Origin of the sequence: Empedobacter sp. UBA3239 (genome assembly GCF_002362875.1) — a bacterium.
GTDB classification, from domain to species: Bacteria; Bacteroidota; Bacteroidia; order Flavobacteriales; family Weeksellaceae; genus Empedobacter; species Empedobacter falsenii_B.
The window spans coordinates 24,504-45,988 of record NZ_DEVJ01000073.1; the positions used below are offsets into that span (position 1 = coordinate 24,504).

Genomic DNA, 21,485 nt, shown 5'->3' on the forward strand with positions numbered 1-21,485 from the left:
TTAATTGATATCAACAATTTTTCCGTGAATTGCAGCAGCAGCAGCAATCAAAGGACTTGCTAATAATGTACGAGAATTTGGACCTTGACGACCTTCAAAATTTCTATTCGAAGTCGAAACACAATATTTTCCTTCCGGAACTTTATCGTCATTCATCGCCAAACAAGCCGAACAACCTGGTTCGCGCAATCTGAACCCAGAAGCTTCAAAAATTTTATCCAAACCTTCTTCTATCGCTTGCTTTTCTACTTGTTTCGATCCTGGAACAATCCACGCTGTTACATTTTCATTGCGCTGTTTTCCTTTCACATAATTTGCCACTTCACGCAAATCTTCGATTCTTGCATTGGTACAACTTCCGATAAACACATAATCAATTGGATGATTGATGATTGATTGATTATCTTGGAATCCCATATATTTCAACGCTTTTTCAAACGATTCTTTTTCATTATCGCTTAATGAATCTTTAGAAGGAATAATATCTTTCACCGAAATTCCCATTCCTGGATTCGTACCAAACGTAATCATTGGATAAATATCCGCAGCGTCAAATTCTATTTCTTCATCAAAAATTGCATCAGTATCACTTGGTAAAGTTTTCCAATATGCTACTTTTTGCTCCCAATCTTCTCCTTTCGGTGCAAATGGTTTATCTTTTAAATAAGCAAAAGTTGTTTCATCTGGTGCAATCATTCCACCACGAGCGCCCATTTCTATCGACATATTACAAACTGTCATTCGACCTTCCATCGACATATTCTCAAAAACATCTCCTGCATATTCACAGAAATAACCTGTTCCCGCATTTGTACCAACTTTAGAAATGATATACAAAATCACATCTTTTGGCTGAACATTTGGATTCAGTTTTCCATTAACTGTAATTCGCATCGATTTTGGTTTATTCATCAACAAACATTGACTAGCAAAAACCTGTGCAACTTGACTTGTTCCAATTCCGAAAGCAATTGCTCCAAAAGCTCCATGCGTAGATGTGTGACTATCACCACAAACCATGCTCATTCCTGGTTGCGTAACACCCAATTCTGGCGCAATAATGTGAACAATTCCTTGATACGGATGACCTAAGCCATAAAAAGTAATATTATTTTTTTCGCAATTAATCGCTAATTGCTCTAATTGTTGTTTTGATAATGGATCTCGAACTTGCTGATCTTGATTAATCGTTGGTACATTGTGATCCGCAGTTGCAACAATTTGATTTGGTCGAAAAATTGGAATATTTCTCGCTTCTAATTCTGCAAAAGCTTGTGGACTTGTTACTTCGTGAATTAAATGTTTATCAATATAAATCACTTGTGGTCCATTTTCTACTTGGCTGACAACATGGGCATCCCACACTTTATCGAATAATGTTCTCATGCGAATTTTCTCTGTGATGTTTGATTAAACTGATGCATTAATCCAAGTAAATCTTCACGAACAACTTCTTTCTTCAAATCTGCAATTTCTAAAAATTGTTCATATAAAATATCTAATTCATTTTTAGATGTATCGAAACCGATATCTTTTAGACGATAAGCTAACGCCGAACGCCCGCTACGAGCTGTCAAAATAATAGAGGATTCATTAACTCCAACATCTGCTGGATTGATAATTTCATATGTTTCACGGTTTTTAATCACACCATCTTGATGAATTCCAGAACTGTGCGCAAAAGCATTCGATCCAACAATTGCTTTGTTTGGTTGAACCATCATTCCCATTGTTTCAGAAGTTAATTGACTTAATTCTGTTAACATTTGAGCATTGATATCTGTATAGAAATTCAATTCTTTATGTTGTCTAAAAATCATCACAATTTCTTCTAAAGCTGTATTACCAGCGCGCTCACCAATTCCATTAATCGTACATTCTATTTGGCGTGCTCCATTTATTGCACCTGCAACTGCATTCGCTGTCGCTAATCCTAAATCGTTATGATTGTGACAAGAAATAATAACATTATCAATTCCTTGAACATGATCTTTCAAATATTTAATTTTACTTCCGTACTCAAAAGGCAAACAATAACCCGTTGTGTCTGGAATATTAAGAACCGTCGCACCAGCTTTTATCACTTCTTCACAAACTTGAGCAAGAAAAGCATTATCCGTTCTTCCTGCATCTTCAGCATAAAACTCAACATCATCTACAAATGTTTTTGCATATGCAACCGCTTCAACTGCACGTTCGATAATCGCTTCACGATTCGAATTAAATTTGTGAATAATATGAGAATCCGAAGTTCCAATTCCGGTATGAATTCTTGGTTTTACGGCATATTGTAAAGCTTTAGCTGCAGATTCTATATCTTTTTTGTTTGCACGAGTTAAACCACAAACTGTGGCATTTTTCACTAATTTTGAAATTGCATTTACGGCTTCGAAATCTCCAGGACTTGAAATTGGAAAACCAGCCTCGATAATATCAACGCCTAATTCGTCCAATCGAGCCGCAATTTCTAACTTCTGTTTTTTGTTTAACTTACACCCCGGCACTTGCTCTCCATCTCTCAGTGTCGTATCAAAAATTTGAATCTTCTCAGCACTCATTGCAATTAGTTTTGTTTGTTATTGTGATGTAAAATTAAAATTGTACTAACTTTAAATTTTCAAATTGAAAAGTGTTTTACAATTCTTAAAGCTAAAATATTTATCATAATCATTTTATTTTCAATACATTATATATAATTTAATTACAATGTCAAATCATAACAAAGACGCACTATTTAGTTTAATAAAGTCACTTAATCGTTCCGAAAAACGTCAATTCAAACTTTATGTAAATCGTCTGCAAATTAATGCAGATGCAAAATTTTTGTTATTATTTGAAGCATTGGATAAGTTGGAAGAATATGATGAAACGGCTATTTTGAAGAAAAAAATTACCACGAAACAACAATTATCTAATCTAAAAGCGCATTTGTACAAACAAATTTTGTTTAGCTTGAGAATGAATCCTTCGCAACAAAATTCGCGTATGCAAATACGTGAACAGTTTGATTTTGCTACGATTTTGTATCAAAAAGGCTTACACAAACAAAGTCTAAAAATGTTGGACAAAGCCAAAACTCAAGCCTTAGATTTTGACGAAAAAGCCATTGCTTATGATATTTTAGAACTCGAAAAAATTATCGAATCACAATTCATTACACGAAGTATTTCTGGTCGTGCAGATCAGTTGATTGAACAATCGGAGGAATTGAGTTTACAGAATTTACAAGCAAGTAAATTGTCTAATTTATCGCTAAAATTGTATAGTATTTTGCTCGAGAATGGATACGCAAAAGATGATGATGAAATTCAAAAAATTCAGAATTTCTTTGATTCGGAAACAAAAAATATCGATTTTAAGAAATTAAAATTCAAAGAGAAACTGTGGTTTTACAAAGCAAATGTTTGGTTGTCGATGTTAACGCAAAACCTACACTCTGCCTATGAATTTTCGAAAAAATGGGTTGAATTATTTTACGAGAAAAAAGAACGAATTCTTAGTCATCCAGTTTGGTTTATTAAAGGAAATAGCTATTTATTAAAGATCTTATACCTGAAAAAAAATTCTGAAGAATTTAAATTTTGGTTTGATAAATTAGAATCTGTTTACGAGATTTTGCCTCAAAATGATAATGTGGAAGCGCTTTGGTTTATCAATAAATTTAATAGCAAACTGAATTATTTTTTCATTAATCCGAAAGAAAATATTAGTCCATTTTTGATTAAAGATATTTTACGCGAAATAAAATTGCATCAACATAAAATCGATAATCATCATATTTTGGTGCTTTATTTAAAGATTGCTGCGTATTATTTTCTGAATAAAGATTGGGATAATTCCTTTGATTATTGTCAAAAAATTATCAATAGTGAATCTACAATTCAAGAAGATTTACATTTTTATACCCTGGTTTTGATTATGATGAATTTATATGATTCTGGCAACGATCAAGAATTGGATATGTATTCGTACAAAACGCATCAATTCTGCAAAAAGATGAAAAATAGTAACATTATTACACGAAAAATTAGTTTATTTTTTATTGAGTTGAATGATTTGTATCCACATGAAAAAGTTAAAGCTTTCAGAGAATTAGATGATTTCTTGAAAGATTCGGACAATCAAAATCTATTGCGAAGAAATACCAATTACATCAATCTTAGACGTTGGATGGAAGATAAAATTTAAATTTCATGAATTCAAATTAATAATTTCTCTCTATTTATCAAGTAAAGACATCTAATAATCTTGAAGTTGAATAATTTTCTATAAAATAAAATCTATTCAAATTATCTCAAAACAATAATTTATGTAAAAAATCATTGTTTTTTCTGCGTATTATTTCGCAAAAAAGGCTATTTATTAATACCTTTGCAACGTAAATATATTTTTGAGAAATGGAAAAACAACCTCAAGAGGTAGTGTTAGTTGGTGCTGGTATCATGAGTGCTACTTTAAGCATACTTCTTAAAAAAATTAATCCGGCTATTAAGATTTCTGTTTTCGAAAAATTAGATAAGATTGGATTTGAAAGTTCTGATGCTTTTAATAATGCAGGTACTGGTCACTCTGCTTTTTGTGAATTGAATTATACGCCAATGGACAAAAATGGAGTGGTTAATATTGATAAAGCAATTAATATTGCAAAACAATTTGAAACTTCGAAAGAGTTTTGGTCTTACTTAGTCGAAAATAATTACGTTTCTTCTCCAGAAAAATTCTTACGTCCTACTCCACATATGTCTTTTGTTTGGGGCGATGACGATGTAAATTTCTTGAAAAAACGTTACGAAAAATTATCTCAACATCCTTTATTTAAGGATATGGAATATTCGGATGATGTTTCTAAAATCAAAGAATGGGCTCCATTAATTGTTGATGGTAGAAAAGGTAACGAAAAAGTTGCGGCAACGCATATGAACTTGGGAACTGATGTAAATTTTGGTGAATTAACGCGTCAAATTTTCAAAGGTTTACAAGACAAAAAAGAAATTACATTAGAAACTGAACACGAAGTAAAAGACTTAACTCGTCTTAGCAACGGAAAATGGGCAGTAAAAGTAAAAGATTTAAAATCTGGAAATAACAAAGCACTTAATGCTGATTTCGTATTTATTGGTGCAGGTGGAGGAGCAATTTTATTGTTGCAAAAATCTGGAATTCCTGAATCGAAAAAATTTGGAGGTTTCCCAGTTGGTGGACAATGGTTAATTTGTCAAAACGAAGAAGTTATCAAAAAACATCATGCTAAAGTATATGGAAAAGCAAAAATTGGTGCACCACCAATGTCTGTTCCTCACTTAGATACACGTGTTATTGATGGAAAACAATCTTTATTATTTGGGCCATTTGCAACATTCTCAACAAAATTCTTAAAATACGGATCTAATTGCGATTTATTCAAATCTGTAAACTTAGGAAACGTAGGATTTTTGATGAATTGTGGTTTAAACAATATCGATTTAACAAAATACTTGGTAGAACAAGTGATGTTGTCTAAAGCGAAAAAAGTAGAAGAATTACAAGAATATTTCCCAGAGGCGAAATTAGAAGATTGGTTCGAACAAACTGCAGGACAACGTGTTCAAGTAATCGAAAAACAAGACGGAAAAGGAGTTTTGAAATTTGGTACAGAAATCGTAACATCTCAAGATGGAACAATGTCTGCCTTATTAGGAGCGTCTCCAGGAGCATCTACATCTGTTAGCGCAATGTTGAACTTGATGAAACAATGTTTCCCAGACTTGATGAAAAACAACTGGAACGAAGCGATCAAAGAAATGATTCCTTCTTACGGAGAAGATTTAGCGCAAGCTGAATTAGTTGAAGCATCAAGAGCTCGTACAACTAAAGTGCTTAAAATTTTAGATTAAGATTTTCTTACATCATATAATTATAAATCCTGATTTTCATTTATCAGGATTTTTTTTTTTGCACGAAACTTAAGAGCATAAAAAAGGTTTGAGAATAAATTCTCAAACCTTTTAATTTTTTCTGAACATCTTAGTCTTTCTAGTCTTCGCTTTTGATAATTTCGTATTCAACTTGCATCACTCCTGTGTTGGTGTGACCAATTTCGCTGAATGCAGCTTGACTTAAGTCTAAAACTCTAGATTTAGCGTATGGACCTCTGTCGTTGATTTCTACAACCACAGATTTACCATTTCTGATATTCGTAACTTTTACTTTCGTACCAAATGGTAAAGACTTATGGGCAGCTGTTAGTTCGTGTTTGTCATACGTTTCACCACTAGCTGTCTTGCGTCCGTGGAATTTGTCTCCATACCAAGAAACAACTCCTGTCGAGATTTTTCGAGCGCTATTCTCGATAAGTTCTCCAACCAACTTTTCATCTTCAACTGATAATGTATCTTTTTTGATGGTATCATTATCAATATCTTTACTAAATCTTTTCTCAGAAGCTGGCATAATAATTGTGTCATTATTACCAGAATCCTTAAAAATTTTACCATCAGCATTTGCTATTGGAAAAATCATTAACATTGCTATAAACGCTGTAATGCTTTTCGTCATCCTTTAGATATTTCTGATTTACTTTGCAAATTTAAGGGTATAAACAGCTTCTTATTTAGAATTATTCTAATCGATTGATTTTTAATTCTAAAATCTCTTGTGCTTTGCGAATTTAGATGCCTACAGCGATTTGTTAATTTAATGTTAAAATAAACTTGTAATCATAATTTTTTTGGCAATTATTTACTTAAATCGGATATATTACTGATTATCAATAAATAATCATTTTATATAATTTGAAGAAATTTATCAAATAAAGAAATAAAAAAGGTAAAGTTTACAAAACTTTACCTTTTCTTAATTTTTAAAGATTTAAAAATCAATTATAAACTAGCTAAAATGTCTTTTACTTTAGCCGAAATTAATTTTCCTTCCGCTTTACCAGCTAATTTAGAAGCAGCAGCTCCCATTACTTTTCCCATATCTTTTGGAGAAGTAGCGCCAACCTCTGCAACAATTTCTGTAATTGCAGCTGTTAATTCCTCGTCTGATAATTGAGCAGGTAAAAATTGTTGAATAACTTCTGCTTGCGCCAATTCTTTTTCAGCTAATTCTTTACGTTCGTTTGCTTCGAATTGTTCAGCAGCTTCTTTACGTTGTTTTACTAATTTTTGTAATAAAGCAATTTCTTGATCTTCTGATAATTCTCCGTTAGCTCCAGATGTTTTTGCTAATAATAATTCAGATTTTACAGCTCTTAAAGCTTCTAAAGCAACATTATTTTTAGCTTTCATCGCTTCTTTTAACTGTGCCATTATTTGAGTTTCTAAATTCATTTGTTTTGCTTTTAGACTACAAATTTAATACAAAAAAAGGCTCATCGCAAAAGCAATGAACCTTTTCTATAATAAGAATATTTTTTACGAGTGATCGTTTATTAATCTACGTTATCGTGTAGAAAATTGTTTGGACGAATTTGTGTTTCGTTATTACGATTTGTTCCGACAGAAAAATCAGAAGATTGATTATCATTACGATCAGATAAATTCAATCCTTGACGTTTGTAAGCAGGAATTGCTTCGTATTCGTCTACTTGAGAATTCGTCATCGTATTGTTGAATTTAAAATTAAATTGTTTCAAACGATTTCTTCTCTCTTCAATCATACTATTTAATTCAGGATCATTTGATTGCTCAATTGGTTGACTAAATGGATCTATAGCAACCTGTACTTCTTCAGCTTGTGGAGCAGTAGAATGAGCTATATTAGATTGAATTGGCTCTACATTTCCATATCCTTCGTTCTTTGGAGCTTGGTATCCAGCATAATTATTTTGAGGATAATTTGACTGTTCTGAAGCTACAGGATTAGAATATGAATTATATGTTTGATTATTATTTACATTATTCGTTGGTTCTTGCGGACGATTAAAATCAGATTTCAAACGTGGTTCGAAATCGTCGTAAGAACGTCTTTCTTGAACTGGCTCATCTTCAATATCATCTAAAACATAACGCTTTGGAGAATTGTTTTCTTCGAAAGATTCTTCTGGCGTATTGTGATAAGTTTGTTGTTGAAAACTTTGGTTAATATCTGCTTGACGATAATTATTTTGAGGAGCCTTTGGCGTTTGATTTTGTTGAGACGTTTGTGGTTCTTGTTGAGAAGCATTAGAACGACCAAAGTCTAACGTCATTGGTTTTACACGATTTACAAAAGGTTGCTCAACTGATAATGTTTTATTTATTGGTTGCTCTTCCTCTAATGTGTGTACAATTTTTTGTTCCTCTTTTCCTGTATAAGCTTGATCTTCTGTAGGAAAACCAGTTGCCACAACAGTTACAGAGATAGAATCTCCTAAATCTAAGTCTTCACCAATACCCATGATAATATTTGCACTATTACCAGCTTCTTGTTGAATGTAATCATTGATGATACCGATTTCATCCATTGTAATTTCGTTATTACCAGACAAAATCAATAACAATACGTTACGTGCACCTGTAATTTTGTTGTTGTTTAACAATGGAGAATCTAAAGCAGAAGAAATTGCATCTTTCGCTTTGTTTTCACCAGAACCTTGCGCAGATCCCATGATTGCTGTACCAGAATTTTTAAGTACTGTACGCGCATCACGTAAATCGATGTTCATTGCATAGTGTTGTGTAATAACTTCTGCAATTCCTTTAGCTGCTGTTGTTAAAACCTCATCAGCTTTTGAGAAACCATTTTTGAAACCTAAGTTTCCGTATAATTCACGTAATTTATCATTATTAATCACAATCAATGAATCTACGTTTTGTCTTAATTTTTCGATACCTTTTTCGGCTTGTTCCAACCTCATTCTTCCTTCGAAAAAGAATGGCGCTGTAACAATCCCTACTGTTAAGATATCCATTTCTTTTGCAATACCAGCAATTACTGGTGCTGCTCCGGTTCCTGTACCACCACCCATTCCGGCAGTAATAAAGACCATTTTAGTTCCTTCGTCTAAAACAGCTTTTACATCATCCATACTTTCGATAGCAGATTGCTCTCCTACCTCAGGATTTGCTCCAGCTCCTAAACCTTCTGTTATTGCTTGTCCTAATTGAATTCTTGTTGGTACTGGACTATTTGCTAATGCTTGAGAGTCCGTATTACAAATTACAAATTCTACACCTGCAATTCCTTGTTCAAACATGTAGTTTACGGCATTACTACCTCCACCACCTACTCCGATTACTTTGATAGCTTGAGATCGGCTCTTTGGTAAGTTGAACACAATATCTCCTGTTAACATATCACTCATATTTTCTTATTAAATTGGTTCGTAATTTATTCTATTTTATTCTTATTATTCAGTTTCGTTGATCATTTGGATAAATTTATCCGTCCATTTCGAAAAGAAATTTTTCTTTTCTGGTTTAGATTTAGCTTCTTTCTTTTCACCAATTTCTTGATCCAAGAATTCATCTACTACTTCTTCTCTTTTTGGTTTTTGGATAATTTCTTCCTCAACAACAATTTCAGCTTTCACAGTCTTTGTTTGTTGTGTTGGTTGAATTCCAATTTCTAATTCTTCTTGGTTATTTAAATTATTAATAACTGGTTTTTCATAAATTTCGTGCTGATAATTCGCCGCTAATTCTTCTAAACCTTTCATTAATAATCCAACAGATGTTGCATATTCTGGTCCGCTAATTTCCTCAGCTTTTGCTCCGACAATATGTTCGTTAGAGTATCCAATTCTTACATCCATTCCTGTTACATATTCTGTAAGTTGACGAATGTGTTTCAATTTAGATCCACCACCTGTTAAAACGATTCCTGCAATCAATTTTTTGTTTTGATCTTCGCAACCGTAGTTTTTTAATTCCAAATATACTTGTTCCAAAATTTCCTGCACACGTGCATGAATAATTTGTGACAATCTTTTTAATGATATTTCTTTTGCTTCGCGTCCTTTTAAACCAGGAATCGATACAATTTCAGTTTCTTTATTTTCTCCTGGCCAAGCAGAACCAAATTTTTCTTTTAAAGCTTCGGCTTGCTTTCCAATAATAGAACATCCAACTTTAATGTCTTCTGTAATCACATTTCCTCCAAACGGAATAACAGATGTGTGTCGAATAATATTATCCTTAAAAATTGCAATATCCGTTGTTCCACCACCTATATCAATCAATGCAACACCAGCTTCTTTTTCTTCTTCGCTAAGCGCAGCACTAGATGATGCAATTGGTTCTAAAGTAATACTTGCCAAACGTAAACCAGCAGCTTTTACACAACGTGCAATATTTCGGATCGATGAAACTTGTCCTACAACCACATGGAAATTAGCCTCTAAACGGCTTCCGTACATACCGATTGGTTCGCGGATTTCACCTTCGTTATCAACCTTAAATTCTTGAGGAAGAACATGGATAATTTCTTCTCCAGGTAACATGACTAATTTGTAAACTTGATTTGTTAATAACTTTAAATCAGTATCATCAATCACGTCTTCTGAATTGGTACGAGTAACGTAATCACTATGTTGTAAACTACGAATATGTTGTCCGGCAATACCAACAGTAACATCAGTAATTTTGACACCAGATGATCTTTCAGCCTTATCAATTGCCTCTTTTATCGAGTTAATGGTTTGTGTAATATTATTTACAACACCTCTGTGTACACCTAAGCTTTTTGCTTGTCCGTGTCCAAGAATTTCGATTTTTCCGTTCTCATTTTTTCGTCCGACAAGCGCTACAATCTTTGTAGTCCCTATGTCTAAGCCAACTGCAATCTTACTATTGTTCTCCATTTTTTATTCGTTTGGTTGCTACAACTTGGTTTACAAATTTCAAGCTCAATTTTTCATAATCTTCAGTTCCTATAAAATCAATGTATTGATTATAGAATAATTTTAGATTATGTAACTTCTGTTCAAAGTTGTTTAAAGTTCCTAATTCTATATAATAGTTTCCTGTGTTTACAATTAAATTAAAAGAACGTTGTCCCACTTTTTGAATTGCTATGATGTGATTTTTTAATAAATCGTCAGCTTTCAAAGCTTGAACAAATTTACTCAAATCTTCATATTCATTCGGTTTTACATCACCAGAAACTAAAATTACATCCGCTGAATTTAATTTAGATAAAGGCATTTTTCCGCCTTTTGTTGTCAAATAAAATTCATTTTTCAGCGTCTTTATTCTTGCTACTGCTGAGTTTGCTTTTATGTCAAGTCGTAAATGTCCGTTGATATCTTTACTGACTTGTACAGAATCCACAAAAGGACTCTCACTTACTATTTGTTCGATTTCTTTTACATTCACTTCTCTTAGAGATTGTTTCATAATGTTTTTTCCATCTTTGTTGATAATTTCTCTTATAGATTCATCATTAATAAAATAATTATCAACTGGCTGAACAAACGCCACGTCAATTTTATTCACTGTACGCGAAGCATTCTTAATTACCGTAAAACTAATCAAACCGATTAGCAAGGCAACTCCAAAAATCACTTTTATGATTTTCAATTTACGCTTCACTTAACCACTCTTTTATTGGTTTAACAATTGTATCAATATTTCCTGCTCCAACAGTCAATAATACATCAAAATCTTGTTTTTTGATGTTTGCTAAACTATCTTCTAATGAAGATACTATTTTTTCATTTAAATTCACCTTTTCTAGCAACCAATTTGAAGTAATTCCTTCGATTGGTAACTCTCTGGCAGGATAAATGTCTAATAAAATCAAACTATCTAACTGCGATAAACTTTGTCCAAACTCTTCTGCGAAATCTCTTGTACGTGTAAATAAGTGAGGCTGAAATACTCCCAACACTTTTTTACCCGGATAAAGTTCACGAACTGAACGAATTGCTGCATTCAATTCTGTTGGATGATGTGCATAATCGTCGATGTAAATTTTTCCATTTGCTTCGAAACGATTAAAACGTCTTTTAACTCCAACAAAAGTTGATAAAGCTTCTTTAATTTTATCATGAGGAACACCCATATAATCTGCAACAGCCAAAGCCGCAACCGCATTTTCCATATTGTGATGGCCTGGTAATAAAATTCCAACGTCTGTCAATGAACCGTTTGGCGTTTTTACATCAAACACATAATGTCCATCAATAATTCTTACATTGTGTCCATCATAATCTGCGTCCAAATCTACTCCATACGTAAAAGCTCCTTCGAAAGGCAAACCTTTGTGAACAAATAATTTTTCTTCCACAATTGCCGCAAATTCTTGAAACGATTTTTTCACTTCATCACGCTCACCATAAATATCCAAATGATCTGCATCATCACTTGTGATAATCGCTAATTTTGGAGAAAGACGTAAGAAAGAACGGTCAAACTCATCGGCTTCTGCAACTGTATATTTAGATCCATTTAAGATGATATTCGAATCGTAATTTTCTGCAATACCACCTAAAAAAGCTGTACATTCTACATTCGCAACTTTTAGGATATGTCCTAAAATAGATGAAGTCGTTGTTTTTCCATGTGTTCCCGCAACACCAATATTGTATGTATGTTTGGTAATTTCACCTAACACTTCTGAACGTTTCATGACTTTAAAATCATTCACTAAAAAATAATTTAGTTCTGAATGATCTTTTGGTACTGCTGGCGTATAAATTACCAACGTATTTTTTGGATTAATTCCTGCTGGAATTAACTCGATGTTATCTTCAAAATGAATATCAATTCCTTCAGCAATCAATTCAGTTGTTAACTCGGTTTGTGTTTTGTCATAACCTACAACTTCTTTTCCGATTGACTTGAAGAAACGTTCCAAAGCACTCATTCCGATTCCTCCTGCACCGATGAAATAATAATATGTTTTATCTAAAATATTCATTATAATAAATTCAATAATATATCTACAATCTTTTTTGTTGCGTACGGTTTCCCTAATTGCTTAATGTTTTGAGATAATTTATTTTTTAATTCTTCATTATTCGCCAAAGCAATTACTTCTTTGACTAAAATTTGTTTTGCATCTGCATCTTTCACCATGATCGCTGCATCCTTTTCAACCAATGCTTGTGCATTTTTGGTTTGATGATCTTCTGCCGCTGTTGGCAATGGAAGCAAAATAGTTGCTTTTCCTACAATACACAATTCCGAAATCGCCATTGCTCCTGCACGAGAAACAATCATATCCGAAGCTGCATAAGCATCTTTCATGTTGAAAATAAATTCGGTTACATGAATCGTTGGATATTTATCGCCAACCAAATTTTTGATTTTTTGATAATCTAACTTTCCTGTTTGCCAAATCAATTGAACGCCACTTGCAACAAATTCGTCAAGGTTTTCTAACCAAGCATTGTTCATTGCTCTTGATCCTTGTGAACCACCAACTGATAAAATAGTTGGTTTTTCTGGATCTAATCCAAAAGCTGAAATTGCTTCTGCTTTTGAAGGTAAATTTTGAAAAATTTCGGCACGAATAGGATTTCCTGTGTAATGCACTTTTTCTTGCGGAAACTGAGAAATTCCTTCGTAAGCTGTACAAATAGCACTAGCTTTATTTTTCAAAATTTTGTTGGTAACTCCTGGAAACGAATTCTGTTCTTGTAATAAAATCGGAACATTTTTACTTCCCGCTACCCACAACATTGGTCCACTTGCATAACCTCCTGTACCAACAGCTAAATCTGGCTGAAAATCTTTGTAGATTTTCTTTGCAAGATTTAAACTTTTTATCAATTTGAAAGGGAACTTTAAATTCGCTTTCATGTTACTTCTATCAAATCCAGAAATTGGTAAACCTTTTATGTCATACCCAACTTTTGGCACTTTTTCCATTTCCATTCTTCCTTCTGCTCCAACGAACAAAATTTGTGCATCTGGCAAACGACGTTTTATTTCGTCTGCAATTGCAATGGCTGGATAAATATGTCCACCTGTTCCTCCGCCGCTTATTAAAACTTTAGGCGATGTCTTCGATGTATTCTTCACTTAATACTTTTCTATCTTGTTCTAATTCTTCTTGCGATTTAATCTGAGTACTTACACTCAAAATTATTCCGAACGAAATACATGTCATCCAAATGGATGTTCCTCCGTAACTAATCATTGGTAAAGGTTGCCCTGTTACTGGAATTAAATTAACCGCTACAGCCATGTTTACCATTGCTTGTATAATAATTGGTAAGCCCACTGCAAACACAAGTAGCGTACCAAAAACGGTATGAATTTTTGATGCGATGATACAAATCCGTATTAAAATCAGAAGGAAAATTCCGATTAATAGAATTGCACCAATTGCACCATATTCTTCTACAATAATCGCGAAGATAAAATCGGATGATGACTGAGGTAAAGTTTGTTTGAAAACACTTTTTCCTGGTCCAGCCATTTCATTCAATCCTCTTGCAATTGCAGCTTTTGCATGTAAAACTTGATAACTTTCTAATCCAGAATCATCATTAAATTTCTCGATACGTGACATCCATGTGTGCACACGAGAATTTGTTACTAAATCTGGTCGAGATAAAGCCATCCACACAAATCCGCCACCAAGAATAAAACCTACCGCAGCAATTGTAAATAAATATTTGAATGGAAATCCACCAATAATCAACAATATTCCACACATTCCAGCTAACATCAACGCTGTTGAACCATTAGAAGGAAAGATTAACCCTACAATTACAATAATTGGTAAGAATAACGGAACTGCTGTATTTTTCCACGTATATTCTTTGTCTCTATTTTTTGTTAAATAACGAGCTATATAAATCAACAACGCTTGCGAAGCAATCATCGAAGGCTGAATACCAATTCCAGTTCCCGGAATCGTTAACCAACGTGCAGCATTTGCACCACCAATAGTTTGTCCTTGTACGAGTGTTATTGCCAAAACTCCAGAAAGTATAACAACAGCCGTTAAAGCAAACAAACCAAACCAACGATAATCAATACGTTGTAATCCATAAATGATAAATAAACCAATTAATAAAATCCCCGCGTGCTTACCTAAATGCCCAAAAATAGTACCCGATCCTACCGTATACACCAAGTTAGAACTCGCTGAATAAACAGGTAAAAACGAAAATAGTGCTAACAATAAAATGAAAGCCCAAAGCGGTTTATCGCCTTTAAAATATTTTTGTACGATGTTAGACATTGGTTAGTTGTGTTATTATAATTTGCGTACGTTTTCTTTAAATTGATCTCCACGATCTTCATAACCGCTGAACAAATCGAAACTTGCACAAGCAGGTGATAGTAAAACCGTTTCTCCTTTTGCTGCTAATTTATATGATTGCGCAACACAATCTTTCATATTATTTGTTTCAACAATTGTATCGATGTATGGCCCGAAAAATTCAACAATTTTTGCGTTATCAACACCCAAACAAACAATTGCTTTCACTTTCTTTTTCACGAAAGGTAAAACTTCGTTATAATCGTTTCCTTTATCAGTTCCTCCAACAATCCATACAACTGGTTTCGTCATACTTTCCAAAGCAAAATACGTTGCATTCACATTTGTTGCTTTAGAATCGTTGATAAAATCAATTCCTCCAATTGTCAAAACAGGCTCTAAACGATGTTCAACCGATTTAAAATCAGACAAACTCTTTTTTAGTTCCTCATTATTGATATCAATAATTTTTGCAGCTACAGCCGCAGCCAATGAATTAGAAACATTGTGTTTACCAATTAATCCTAAATCATTTACTAACATTGTAAAATCACCATTCGAATCGTTCACACGGAACAATTCATTGTTTGCGTATGCTTCATTTGTTGCATCCATCATTGTGAACGGTTTGCGATGAGCACGAATATCAATCTGATCAATCATCTCCATTGTTTTTGGATCATCCAAATTGTAGATAAAATAATCGTTTTCATCTTGGTTTTCAGTAATTCTGAATTTAGCCTTTGCATACAAATCAAACTGATAATTGTATTGGTCTAAATGATCTGGTGTAATGTTCAGCAAAATTGCAACATACGGTTTGAAATCTGTTTTGATATCATCTAACTGAAAACTACTTACTTCTAGTACATAATAATCGAAGTTATCTTCAGCTACAGATTTTGCAAAACTTTTTCCGATGTTGCCACCTAATCCTACATTTAATCCAGCTTGCTTTAGGATATGGAACATCAAACTTGTTGTTGTTGTTTTTCCATTAGATCCTGTAATCGCAATAATTTTTGCATCTGTATAACGAGACGCAAATTCAATTTCAGAAATAATTGAAATTCCTTTCGCTTCTAATTTCTGAATTAGCGCTGCTTTTTTTGGAATACCTGGACTTTTCATTACTTCATCGGCATTCAGAATTAATTCTTCTGTGTGCTGACCTTCTTCATAAGCAATTCCGTGCTCCTCCAAAAGTTGTTTATACTTGTCTTTTATTTGTCCCATGTCCGAAAGAAAAACATCAAAGTTTTCTTTCTTCGCAAGAATAGCTGTTCCTACGCCACTTTCTCCTCCTCCTAAAACGACTAATCTTTTCATTTTTTATCTAATCTTTAAGGTAATAATACTAATTACTGCTAAAATGATTCCGATGATAATTGCACGTACCACGATTTTACTTTCATGATAACCTAACTTCTGAAAATGGTGATGTAGAGGAGACATCAAAAAGATTCTACGACCTTCACCAAATTTCTTTTTCGTGTACTTGAAATAAGACACCTGTAACATTACTGATAAACTTTCTGCGAAAAATATTCCACACAAAATTGGTAATAATAATTCTTTACGAACGATAATTGCTAAAACAGCAATAATTCCTCCGATTGTTAAACTTCCTGTATCACCCATGAACACTTGAGCTGGATAGGTATTATACCAAATAAATCCTATCAAACCTCCAAGGAAAGCTCCACAGAAAATCAAGACTTCTTCTGAACGCGGAATAAACATAATGTTCAAATAATCGGCGAACATTAAATTTCCGGAAACGAAAACAAACATCGAGATTGCCGCCATAATCACAGCCGAACTACCTGCTGCTAAACCGTCGATTCCATCTGTTAAATTTGCTCCATTCGAAACTGCTGTAATGATAAAAATTACTGCAAAAATAAAAATCGCTGCAACCGCCCATGTTGGTCGATCTTGCGCATCCATCCAAAATAAAATATCAGAATAGTTAAATTCATTTCCTTTCACGAAAGGCATTGTTGTTTCTAACGTTTTTTCTTCTGAACCAAATTTTATTTGTCGGCTGTATTCTGTTTGTTCTGTTCCTACAGGCGTTTTTACTCTATTTTCTTGATGTTTTACAGTCACTGTTGGACTGAAATAAAGCATTAATCCAACTACAACTCCAAGACCAACTTGTCCTAAAATTTTAAATTTACCTTGTAAACCTTCTTTGTTTTTTCTAAAAACTTTGATGTAATCGTCTAAAAAACCAATCACACCTAACCAAATTGTTGAAACCAACAAAATGATAATGTAAATATTATCTAATCTCGCAAAAAGTAAAGTCGGAATTAATGTCGCCAAAATGATGATTAAACCACCCATTGTTGGCGTTCCTGCTTTTTCGATTTGTCCTTTTAAACCTAAATCACGAACAATTTCGCCCATTTGTTCTTTACGTAAATAACTGATGATTCGTTTTCCGTAAAACAAACTGATGAACATTGCCAATAAAATTGCCATTCCCGCACGGAAAGACGTGTATTGAAACATACGCGCTCCTGGAAAATGGATACCTTCTAAATAATCAAATAAATAGTATAACATTCTTTATTTGTTCAATATTTTACTCAATTCTGATGCAACTTCTACATCAGAAAAATGTGTTCTTACTCCGTTAATTTCTTGATACGTCTCGTGACCTTTTCCCGCAATCAAAATAATATCTTTTGATTCGGCCATTTTAAGTGCTGTTTTTATAGCTTCTTTTCGATCTGTAATCTTCAAGGTGCGATTATAAAATTGCGCTTTTACACCAATTTCCATCTCACGAAGAATTTCTTCTGGATCTTCTGTTCTTGGATTATCTGATGTAAAAATGGCAAGATTAGATTTTTCGCTCGCGATATCCGCCATTTCTGGACGTTTTGTTTTATCACGATCTCCACCACAACCTACAACTGTTATTAGTTTTTCATTTTTGGTACGAATTCCTTCTATTGTATCTAATACATTTTCTAACGCATCAGGCGTATGTGCATAATCTACGATTACAATAATTCCTGATTCTGTTTTGAATGTTTGAAAACGACCATCAACATTTCCAAGTGTACTCAACGCTTTTAGAACTTCTAATTCATCTTGTCCTAATATTGACGCTACACCAAAAACTAATAATAAATTATATGCATTGAATTGACCAATTAATGATGTCCAGAATTCTTTTCCATTGAATTCTAATTGCATTCCATCAAATTGGTGTTCAATAATTTTTCCTTTAAAATCTGCATCAGTTTTTAGCGCATACAATTTTTTCGTAGCAACTGTATTCTGAAGCATTACTTTTCCGTTTTTATCATCTGCATTCGAAATTGCCGTAGACGTTTTTGGTAAATCGTCAAAGAATTTCTTTTTTGCTGCAAGATAATTTGCAAACGTTTTGTGATAATCTAAATGATCGTGTGTGATATTCGTAAATCCAGCCACTTCAAAATGCAAACCAGCAATTCTATTTTGATGAATTCCGTGCGAAGAAACTTCCATAAAAGCAAATTCGCATCCTCTATCTACCGCTTCGCGAAACATTTTGTTCAATGTCAAAATATCTGGCGTTGTATGGGTAGACGGAATCACTTCACCATCAATTACAATTTTAATCGTCGAAATTAATGCACAAGCATAACCTAATTTTGTAAACAATTCGTACAACAAAGTTGTCGTTGTTGTTTTTCCATTCGTACCTGTAACTCCAACAAGTTTTAAATCTTTTGTTGGATTTCCATAAAAATTAGAAGCTAAAATTCCTAATGCAATCGTTGAATTTTCAACTTTCACATACGTTACTCCTTCAACTAAATTTTCTGGCAAAACTTCGCAAACAATTGCTTTAGCACCTAAACCAGTCGCTTTTTCTATATACTGATGACCGTCAACTGTAACTCCATTTACAGCGACAAAAACATCATCGTTTGAAACTTTTCTTGAATCAAATTGAATATTATTGACTTCAACTTTTGTTGAACCAATCGTTTCTGAGATGGAAACTTTATATAATAAATCAACTAAATTTCTCATCCTTCCAACATTAAATAAATTGTCTCACCCTTCTTAAATCTTGTTCCCGCAGGAATGGATTGATTTGTTACTTTTCCAAACCCTGAATATTGTACATCTAAACCTAAATTTTCTAATACCGGAATTGCTTTAGATCCTGTATGACCAGTCACATTTGGCACTATATTTTTAGAATTACTAACATTAATATCATCTCCTTTTTTAAACTCTTTCACCGCGTTCTTTTTTACTAAATCGCGTGGCAAAGGTATGGGAGTTTTTGAATATACCCAATCGGCAATTTTCTTAAAAACTGGAGCAGTTACACTACCTCCATAAAACCCTTTGGCTGTATTTGGTTTGTGAACAACAACAATACAAGAATACTTTGGTTTTTCTGCTGGAAAATATCCTGCGAATGATGCACGATATTGCATTCCTTTACCATCTCGCTTCCAATAATCAACACGAGCAGTTCCTGTTTTACCAGCAATATCGTAATTACTATTACTAATAATACGTCCCGTTCCTTGTTCTACTGCTCCTCGAAGCATTTCTTGCATTTGTTTTACATTTTCCAAAGTAGTTAATTGATCAACCAAAACAACTGGTTCGAAAATTTTATCAGGTTCACCTTTACGTGTGATTTTATCCATAAATAATGGCTTCAGCATTTTACCATTATTTGCCACTGCGTTATAGAAAGTCACAATCTGAATTGGAGTTAATTGTAAACCATACCCGTATCCCATAACAGGTAACGTAATATTACTCCAAGATTTACTATCTGGACGGTGCATAATTGGACTTCCTTCTCCAAGAATATCTACTCCAAGAGGCGAAGTCATATGCCATTTATCCATTTTTTCGAAGAAAGCCTTTGGATTTTCTCCGTAAAATTTATTTATGATTTTTGCTGTCCCGATGTTTGAGGACTTCTTCATTACTCCATCTACAGTTAAGGTTCCATAACCATGTGTATCTGTAATTGTACGTCCATAGAATTTATAACTTCCACCTCCCGTTTCTACTGTCGAATTTTTATTGATAAATCCATCATCCATTGCCGCAAGCAACGAAACTGTTTTGAAAGTAGATCCTGGCTCAGCAGCTTCACCAACCGCATAGTTATAATCGTCGATATATGTTCCGTCTTTTTTACGAGATAAATTTACAATTGCACGAACTTTTCCTGTCTGAACTTCCATCACAACCACACTTCCGTGTTGCGCTTCAAATTCAGAAAGTTGTTTGTACAAAGCATCATAAGCAACCATTTGCAAATCGGCATCTATTGTTGTGTAAACAGATGATCCGGCTTGAGGCTCTTGTTCCCAACTTTTCATTGGTTTCCATTTTCCACGTCCCATAAATTGCTCCCAACGACGACCTTCAATACCGCTTAATAAGTCAGAATAAGCTCCTTCTAATCCAACTTTTCCGCGTTGATCATCGTAACCAATTGTACGAATACCAATATCTTGAACGATTAATTCTCGTTTTGATTCAGTTTCATGAATAAATCCACCTTTGTTTTGACCTTTGTTGAAGATTGGAAATTTTTTGATGCGTTGATATTGCTCATAATCCAAATCTTTCACCAACATCATGTAACGATTTTTCTTTTTACGTTCTGTAGAAAATTTGTCGTAAAAATAAGAGGGAGATTTTGTAAACATCTTACCTAAAGAATCGGCAAGATTATGCATTTCTGTTTTGAATAATTCATCTTTGATCACCGTCAAATCCACATAAACATTGTGTTTTGTAACAGTTGTAGCCATTAGTGCGCCATTAGAAGCATATAAATTACCACGCTCCGCCGTAACAGTATCTAATCTAAAATTATTCTTTTCGGCAAAACGCTCTAATTCAACCCCTTCTACAATGTTAATTCGAAACATAAAAACAATAATAAAGATGGCCCAAATCGCAAGCGCGCCGGCAAATACCCATCCTTTGATGACAATATTGTTTTTATTTTTCGCTGACTTCGTCATAAACTTTGTCTACTATATAATAAGGTTGTTTATCTGGAATTTTCAAACCATACACTGCCGTACGCTCCAAAATTTCCGTTTCTAATTGCATACGCATCAAATCGCGATGCTTATCTGTATATTGAGATTTTAAATCTTCTACTTTATCTTGCAATTCAGCGATTCGAACCACTTTTCGATCAACTAAATGCGAACTCGAAATACTCAAAAAAGCCAAACCTACCAGATACAACATGAACTTCCAGTTTTGTTCTGAGCCAGTTTTGATTAAAAACTCACCTCTCAACAAACCTGTAAAAGTTTTTTTCTCTGGTAATATTTTTTTCTTTTTTGCCATTCCTATTT

General features: G+C 33.5%; 17 protein-coding genes. 2 read left to right on the forward strand and 15 right to left on the reverse strand.

The window, feature by feature from the left end; translation table 11 throughout:
• Positions 1-1,386 (reverse strand): 3-isopropylmalate dehydratase large subunit, encoded by a 1,386-nt coding sequence (gene leuC / locus B4G36_RS11215; RefSeq protein ID WP_291064071.1) that lies wholly within the window; start codon positions 1,384-1,386, stop codon positions 1-3.
• A complete protein-coding gene (locus B4G36_RS11220; RefSeq protein WP_291064072.1) occupies positions 1,383-2,558 on the reverse strand; it encodes a 2-isopropylmalate synthase in 1,176 nt (391 codons plus the stop codon). The genes leuC and B4G36_RS11220 overlap by 4 nt, the downstream gene beginning before the upstream one ends.
• Positions 2,559-2,706: 148 nt before the next feature.
• Here B4G36_RS11220 and B4G36_RS11225 point away from each other — a divergent pair, with 148 nt between their 5' ends.
• Entirely contained in the window at positions 2,707-4,188 is a 1,482-nt protein-coding gene (locus tag B4G36_RS11225) for a hypothetical protein (protein WP_291064073.1), read from the forward strand.
• Between the two features lie 209 nt (positions 4,189-4,397).
• Complete coding sequence (mqo, locus tag B4G36_RS11230) at positions 4,398-5,873, forward strand: malate dehydrogenase (quinone) (RefSeq protein WP_286484939.1); 1,476 nt, start codon at positions 4,398-4,400, stop codon at positions 5,871-5,873.
• Between the two features lie 139 nt (positions 5,874-6,012).
• On the opposite strand, the gene B4G36_RS11235 is transcribed toward mqo, so the two are convergent.
• The 13 genes from B4G36_RS11235 to B4G36_RS11295 form a co-directional block, all read right to left on the reverse strand.
• Positions 6,013-6,534, reverse strand: coding sequence for a septal ring lytic transglycosylase RlpA family protein (locus tag B4G36_RS11235; protein ID WP_180905147.1), 522 nt, complete (start codon positions 6,532-6,534; stop codon positions 6,013-6,015).
• Positions 6,535-6,857: 323 nt separating this feature from the next.
• Positions 6,858-7,310, reverse strand: a complete 453-nt coding sequence (locus B4G36_RS11240) for a GatB/YqeY domain-containing protein (RefSeq protein ID WP_291064074.1) — start codon at positions 7,308-7,310, stop codon at positions 6,858-6,860.
• Positions 7,311-7,411: 101 nt separating this feature from the next.
• Positions 7,412-9,256: a cell division protein FtsZ gene (gene ftsZ, locus B4G36_RS11245; RefSeq protein WP_291064086.1), complete on the reverse strand. Its 1,845-nt coding sequence runs from the start codon at positions 9,254-9,256 to the stop codon at positions 7,412-7,414.
• 54 nt (positions 9,257-9,310) lie between these two features.
• The gene (gene ftsA, locus B4G36_RS11250) at positions 9,311-10,762 is read right to left on the reverse strand and encodes a cell division protein FtsA (protein ID WP_291064075.1); all 1,452 of its coding nucleotides are present in this window, start codon (positions 10,760-10,762) and stop codon (positions 9,311-9,313) included.
• Positions 10,749-11,480 (reverse strand): cell division protein FtsQ/DivIB, encoded by a 732-nt coding sequence (locus B4G36_RS11255; protein ID WP_291064076.1) that lies wholly within the window; start codon positions 11,478-11,480, stop codon positions 10,749-10,751. The genes ftsA and B4G36_RS11255 overlap by 14 nt, the downstream gene beginning before the upstream one ends.
• A 1-nt stretch (position 11,481) precedes the next feature.
• A complete protein-coding gene (gene murC / locus B4G36_RS11260) occupies positions 11,482-12,822 on the reverse strand; it encodes a UDP-N-acetylmuramate--L-alanine ligase (RefSeq protein ID WP_221855345.1) in 1,341 nt (446 codons plus the stop codon).
• Positions 12,822-13,928, reverse strand: coding sequence for an undecaprenyldiphospho-muramoylpentapeptide beta-N-acetylglucosaminyltransferase (murG, locus tag B4G36_RS11265; protein ID WP_286494790.1), 1,107 nt, complete (start codon positions 13,926-13,928; stop codon positions 12,822-12,824). Before murG ends, murC begins: the two co-directional genes overlap by 1 nt.
• On the reverse strand, positions 13,900-15,099 hold the full coding sequence (locus B4G36_RS11270) for an FtsW/RodA/SpoVE family cell cycle protein (protein ID WP_221855348.1): 1,200 nt from the start codon (positions 15,097-15,099) through the stop codon (positions 13,900-13,902). The genes murG and B4G36_RS11270 overlap by 29 nt, the downstream gene beginning before the upstream one ends.
• Before the next feature lie 15 nt (positions 15,100-15,114).
• Positions 15,115-16,449, reverse strand: coding sequence for a UDP-N-acetylmuramoyl-L-alanine--D-glutamate ligase (murD, locus tag B4G36_RS11275; RefSeq protein WP_291064077.1), 1,335 nt, complete (start codon positions 16,447-16,449; stop codon positions 15,115-15,117).
• Between the two features lie 3 nt (positions 16,450-16,452).
• The gene (gene mraY / locus B4G36_RS11280; RefSeq protein ID WP_221855353.1) at positions 16,453-17,694 is read right to left on the reverse strand and encodes a phospho-N-acetylmuramoyl-pentapeptide-transferase; all 1,242 of its coding nucleotides are present in this window, start codon (positions 17,692-17,694) and stop codon (positions 16,453-16,455) included.
• Between the two features lie 3 nt (positions 17,695-17,697).
• On the reverse strand, positions 17,698-19,161 hold the full coding sequence (locus B4G36_RS11285; RefSeq protein ID WP_291064078.1) for a UDP-N-acetylmuramoyl-L-alanyl-D-glutamate--2,6-diaminopimelate ligase: 1,464 nt from the start codon (positions 19,159-19,161) through the stop codon (positions 17,698-17,700).
• Entirely contained in the window at positions 19,158-21,140 is a 1,983-nt protein-coding gene (locus tag B4G36_RS11290) for a penicillin-binding protein (protein ID WP_291064079.1), read from the reverse strand. The genes B4G36_RS11285 and B4G36_RS11290 overlap by 4 nt, the downstream gene beginning before the upstream one ends.
• A complete protein-coding gene (locus B4G36_RS11295) occupies positions 21,118-21,477 on the reverse strand; it encodes an FtsL-like putative cell division protein (protein WP_052217625.1) in 360 nt (119 codons plus the stop codon). The genes B4G36_RS11290 and B4G36_RS11295 overlap by 23 nt, the downstream gene beginning before the upstream one ends.
• Between the last annotated feature and the right edge of the window lie 8 nt (positions 21,478-21,485).

Coding starts and splice junctions, on each gene's coding strand:
- leuC (WP_291064071.1), bottom strand. CDS start 1,386: ATGAGAACATTATTCGATAAAGTGTGGGATGCCCATGTTGTCAGCCAA.
- B4G36_RS11220 (WP_291064072.1), bottom strand. CDS start 2,558: ATGAGTGCTGAGAAGATTCAAATTTTTGATACGACACTGAGAGATGGA.
- B4G36_RS11225 (WP_291064073.1), top strand. CDS start 2,707: ATGTCAAATCATAACAAAGACGCACTATTTAGTTTAATAAAGTCACTT.
- mqo (WP_286484939.1), top strand. CDS start 4,398: ATGGAAAAACAACCTCAAGAGGTAGTGTTAGTTGGTGCTGGTATCATG.
- B4G36_RS11235 (WP_180905147.1), bottom strand. CDS start 6,534: ATGACGAAAAGCATTACAGCGTTTATAGCAATGTTAATGATTTTTCCA.
- B4G36_RS11240 (WP_291064074.1), bottom strand. CDS start 7,310: ATGAATTTAGAAACTCAAATAATGGCACAGTTAAAAGAAGCGATGAAA.
- ftsZ (WP_291064086.1), bottom strand. CDS start 9,256: ATGTTAACAGGAGATATTGTGTTCAACTTACCAAAGAGCCGATCTCAA.
- ftsA (WP_291064075.1), bottom strand. CDS start 10,762: ATGGAGAACAATAGTAAGATTGCAGTTGGCTTAGACATAGGGACTACA.
- murC (WP_221855345.1), bottom strand. CDS start 12,822: ATGAATATTTTAGATAAAACATATTATTATTTCATCGGTGCAGGAGGA.
- B4G36_RS11270 (WP_221855348.1), bottom strand. CDS start 15,099: ATGTCTAACATCGTACAAAAATATTTTAAAGGCGATAAACCGCTTTGG.
- murD (WP_291064077.1), bottom strand. CDS start 16,449: ATGAAAAGATTAGTCGTTTTAGGAGGAGGAGAAAGTGGCGTAGGAACA.
- mraY (WP_221855353.1), bottom strand. CDS start 17,694: ATGTTATACTATTTATTTGATTATTTAGAAGGTATCCATTTTCCAGGA.
- B4G36_RS11285 (WP_291064078.1), bottom strand. CDS start 19,161: ATGAGAAATTTAGTTGATTTATTATATAAAGTTTCCATCTCAGAAACG.
- B4G36_RS11290 (WP_291064079.1), bottom strand. CDS start 21,140: ATGACGAAGTCAGCGAAAAATAAAAACAATATTGTCATCAAAGGATGG.
- B4G36_RS11295 (WP_052217625.1), bottom strand. CDS start 21,477: ATGGCAAAAAAGAAAAAAATATTACCAGAGAAAAAAACTTTTACAGGT.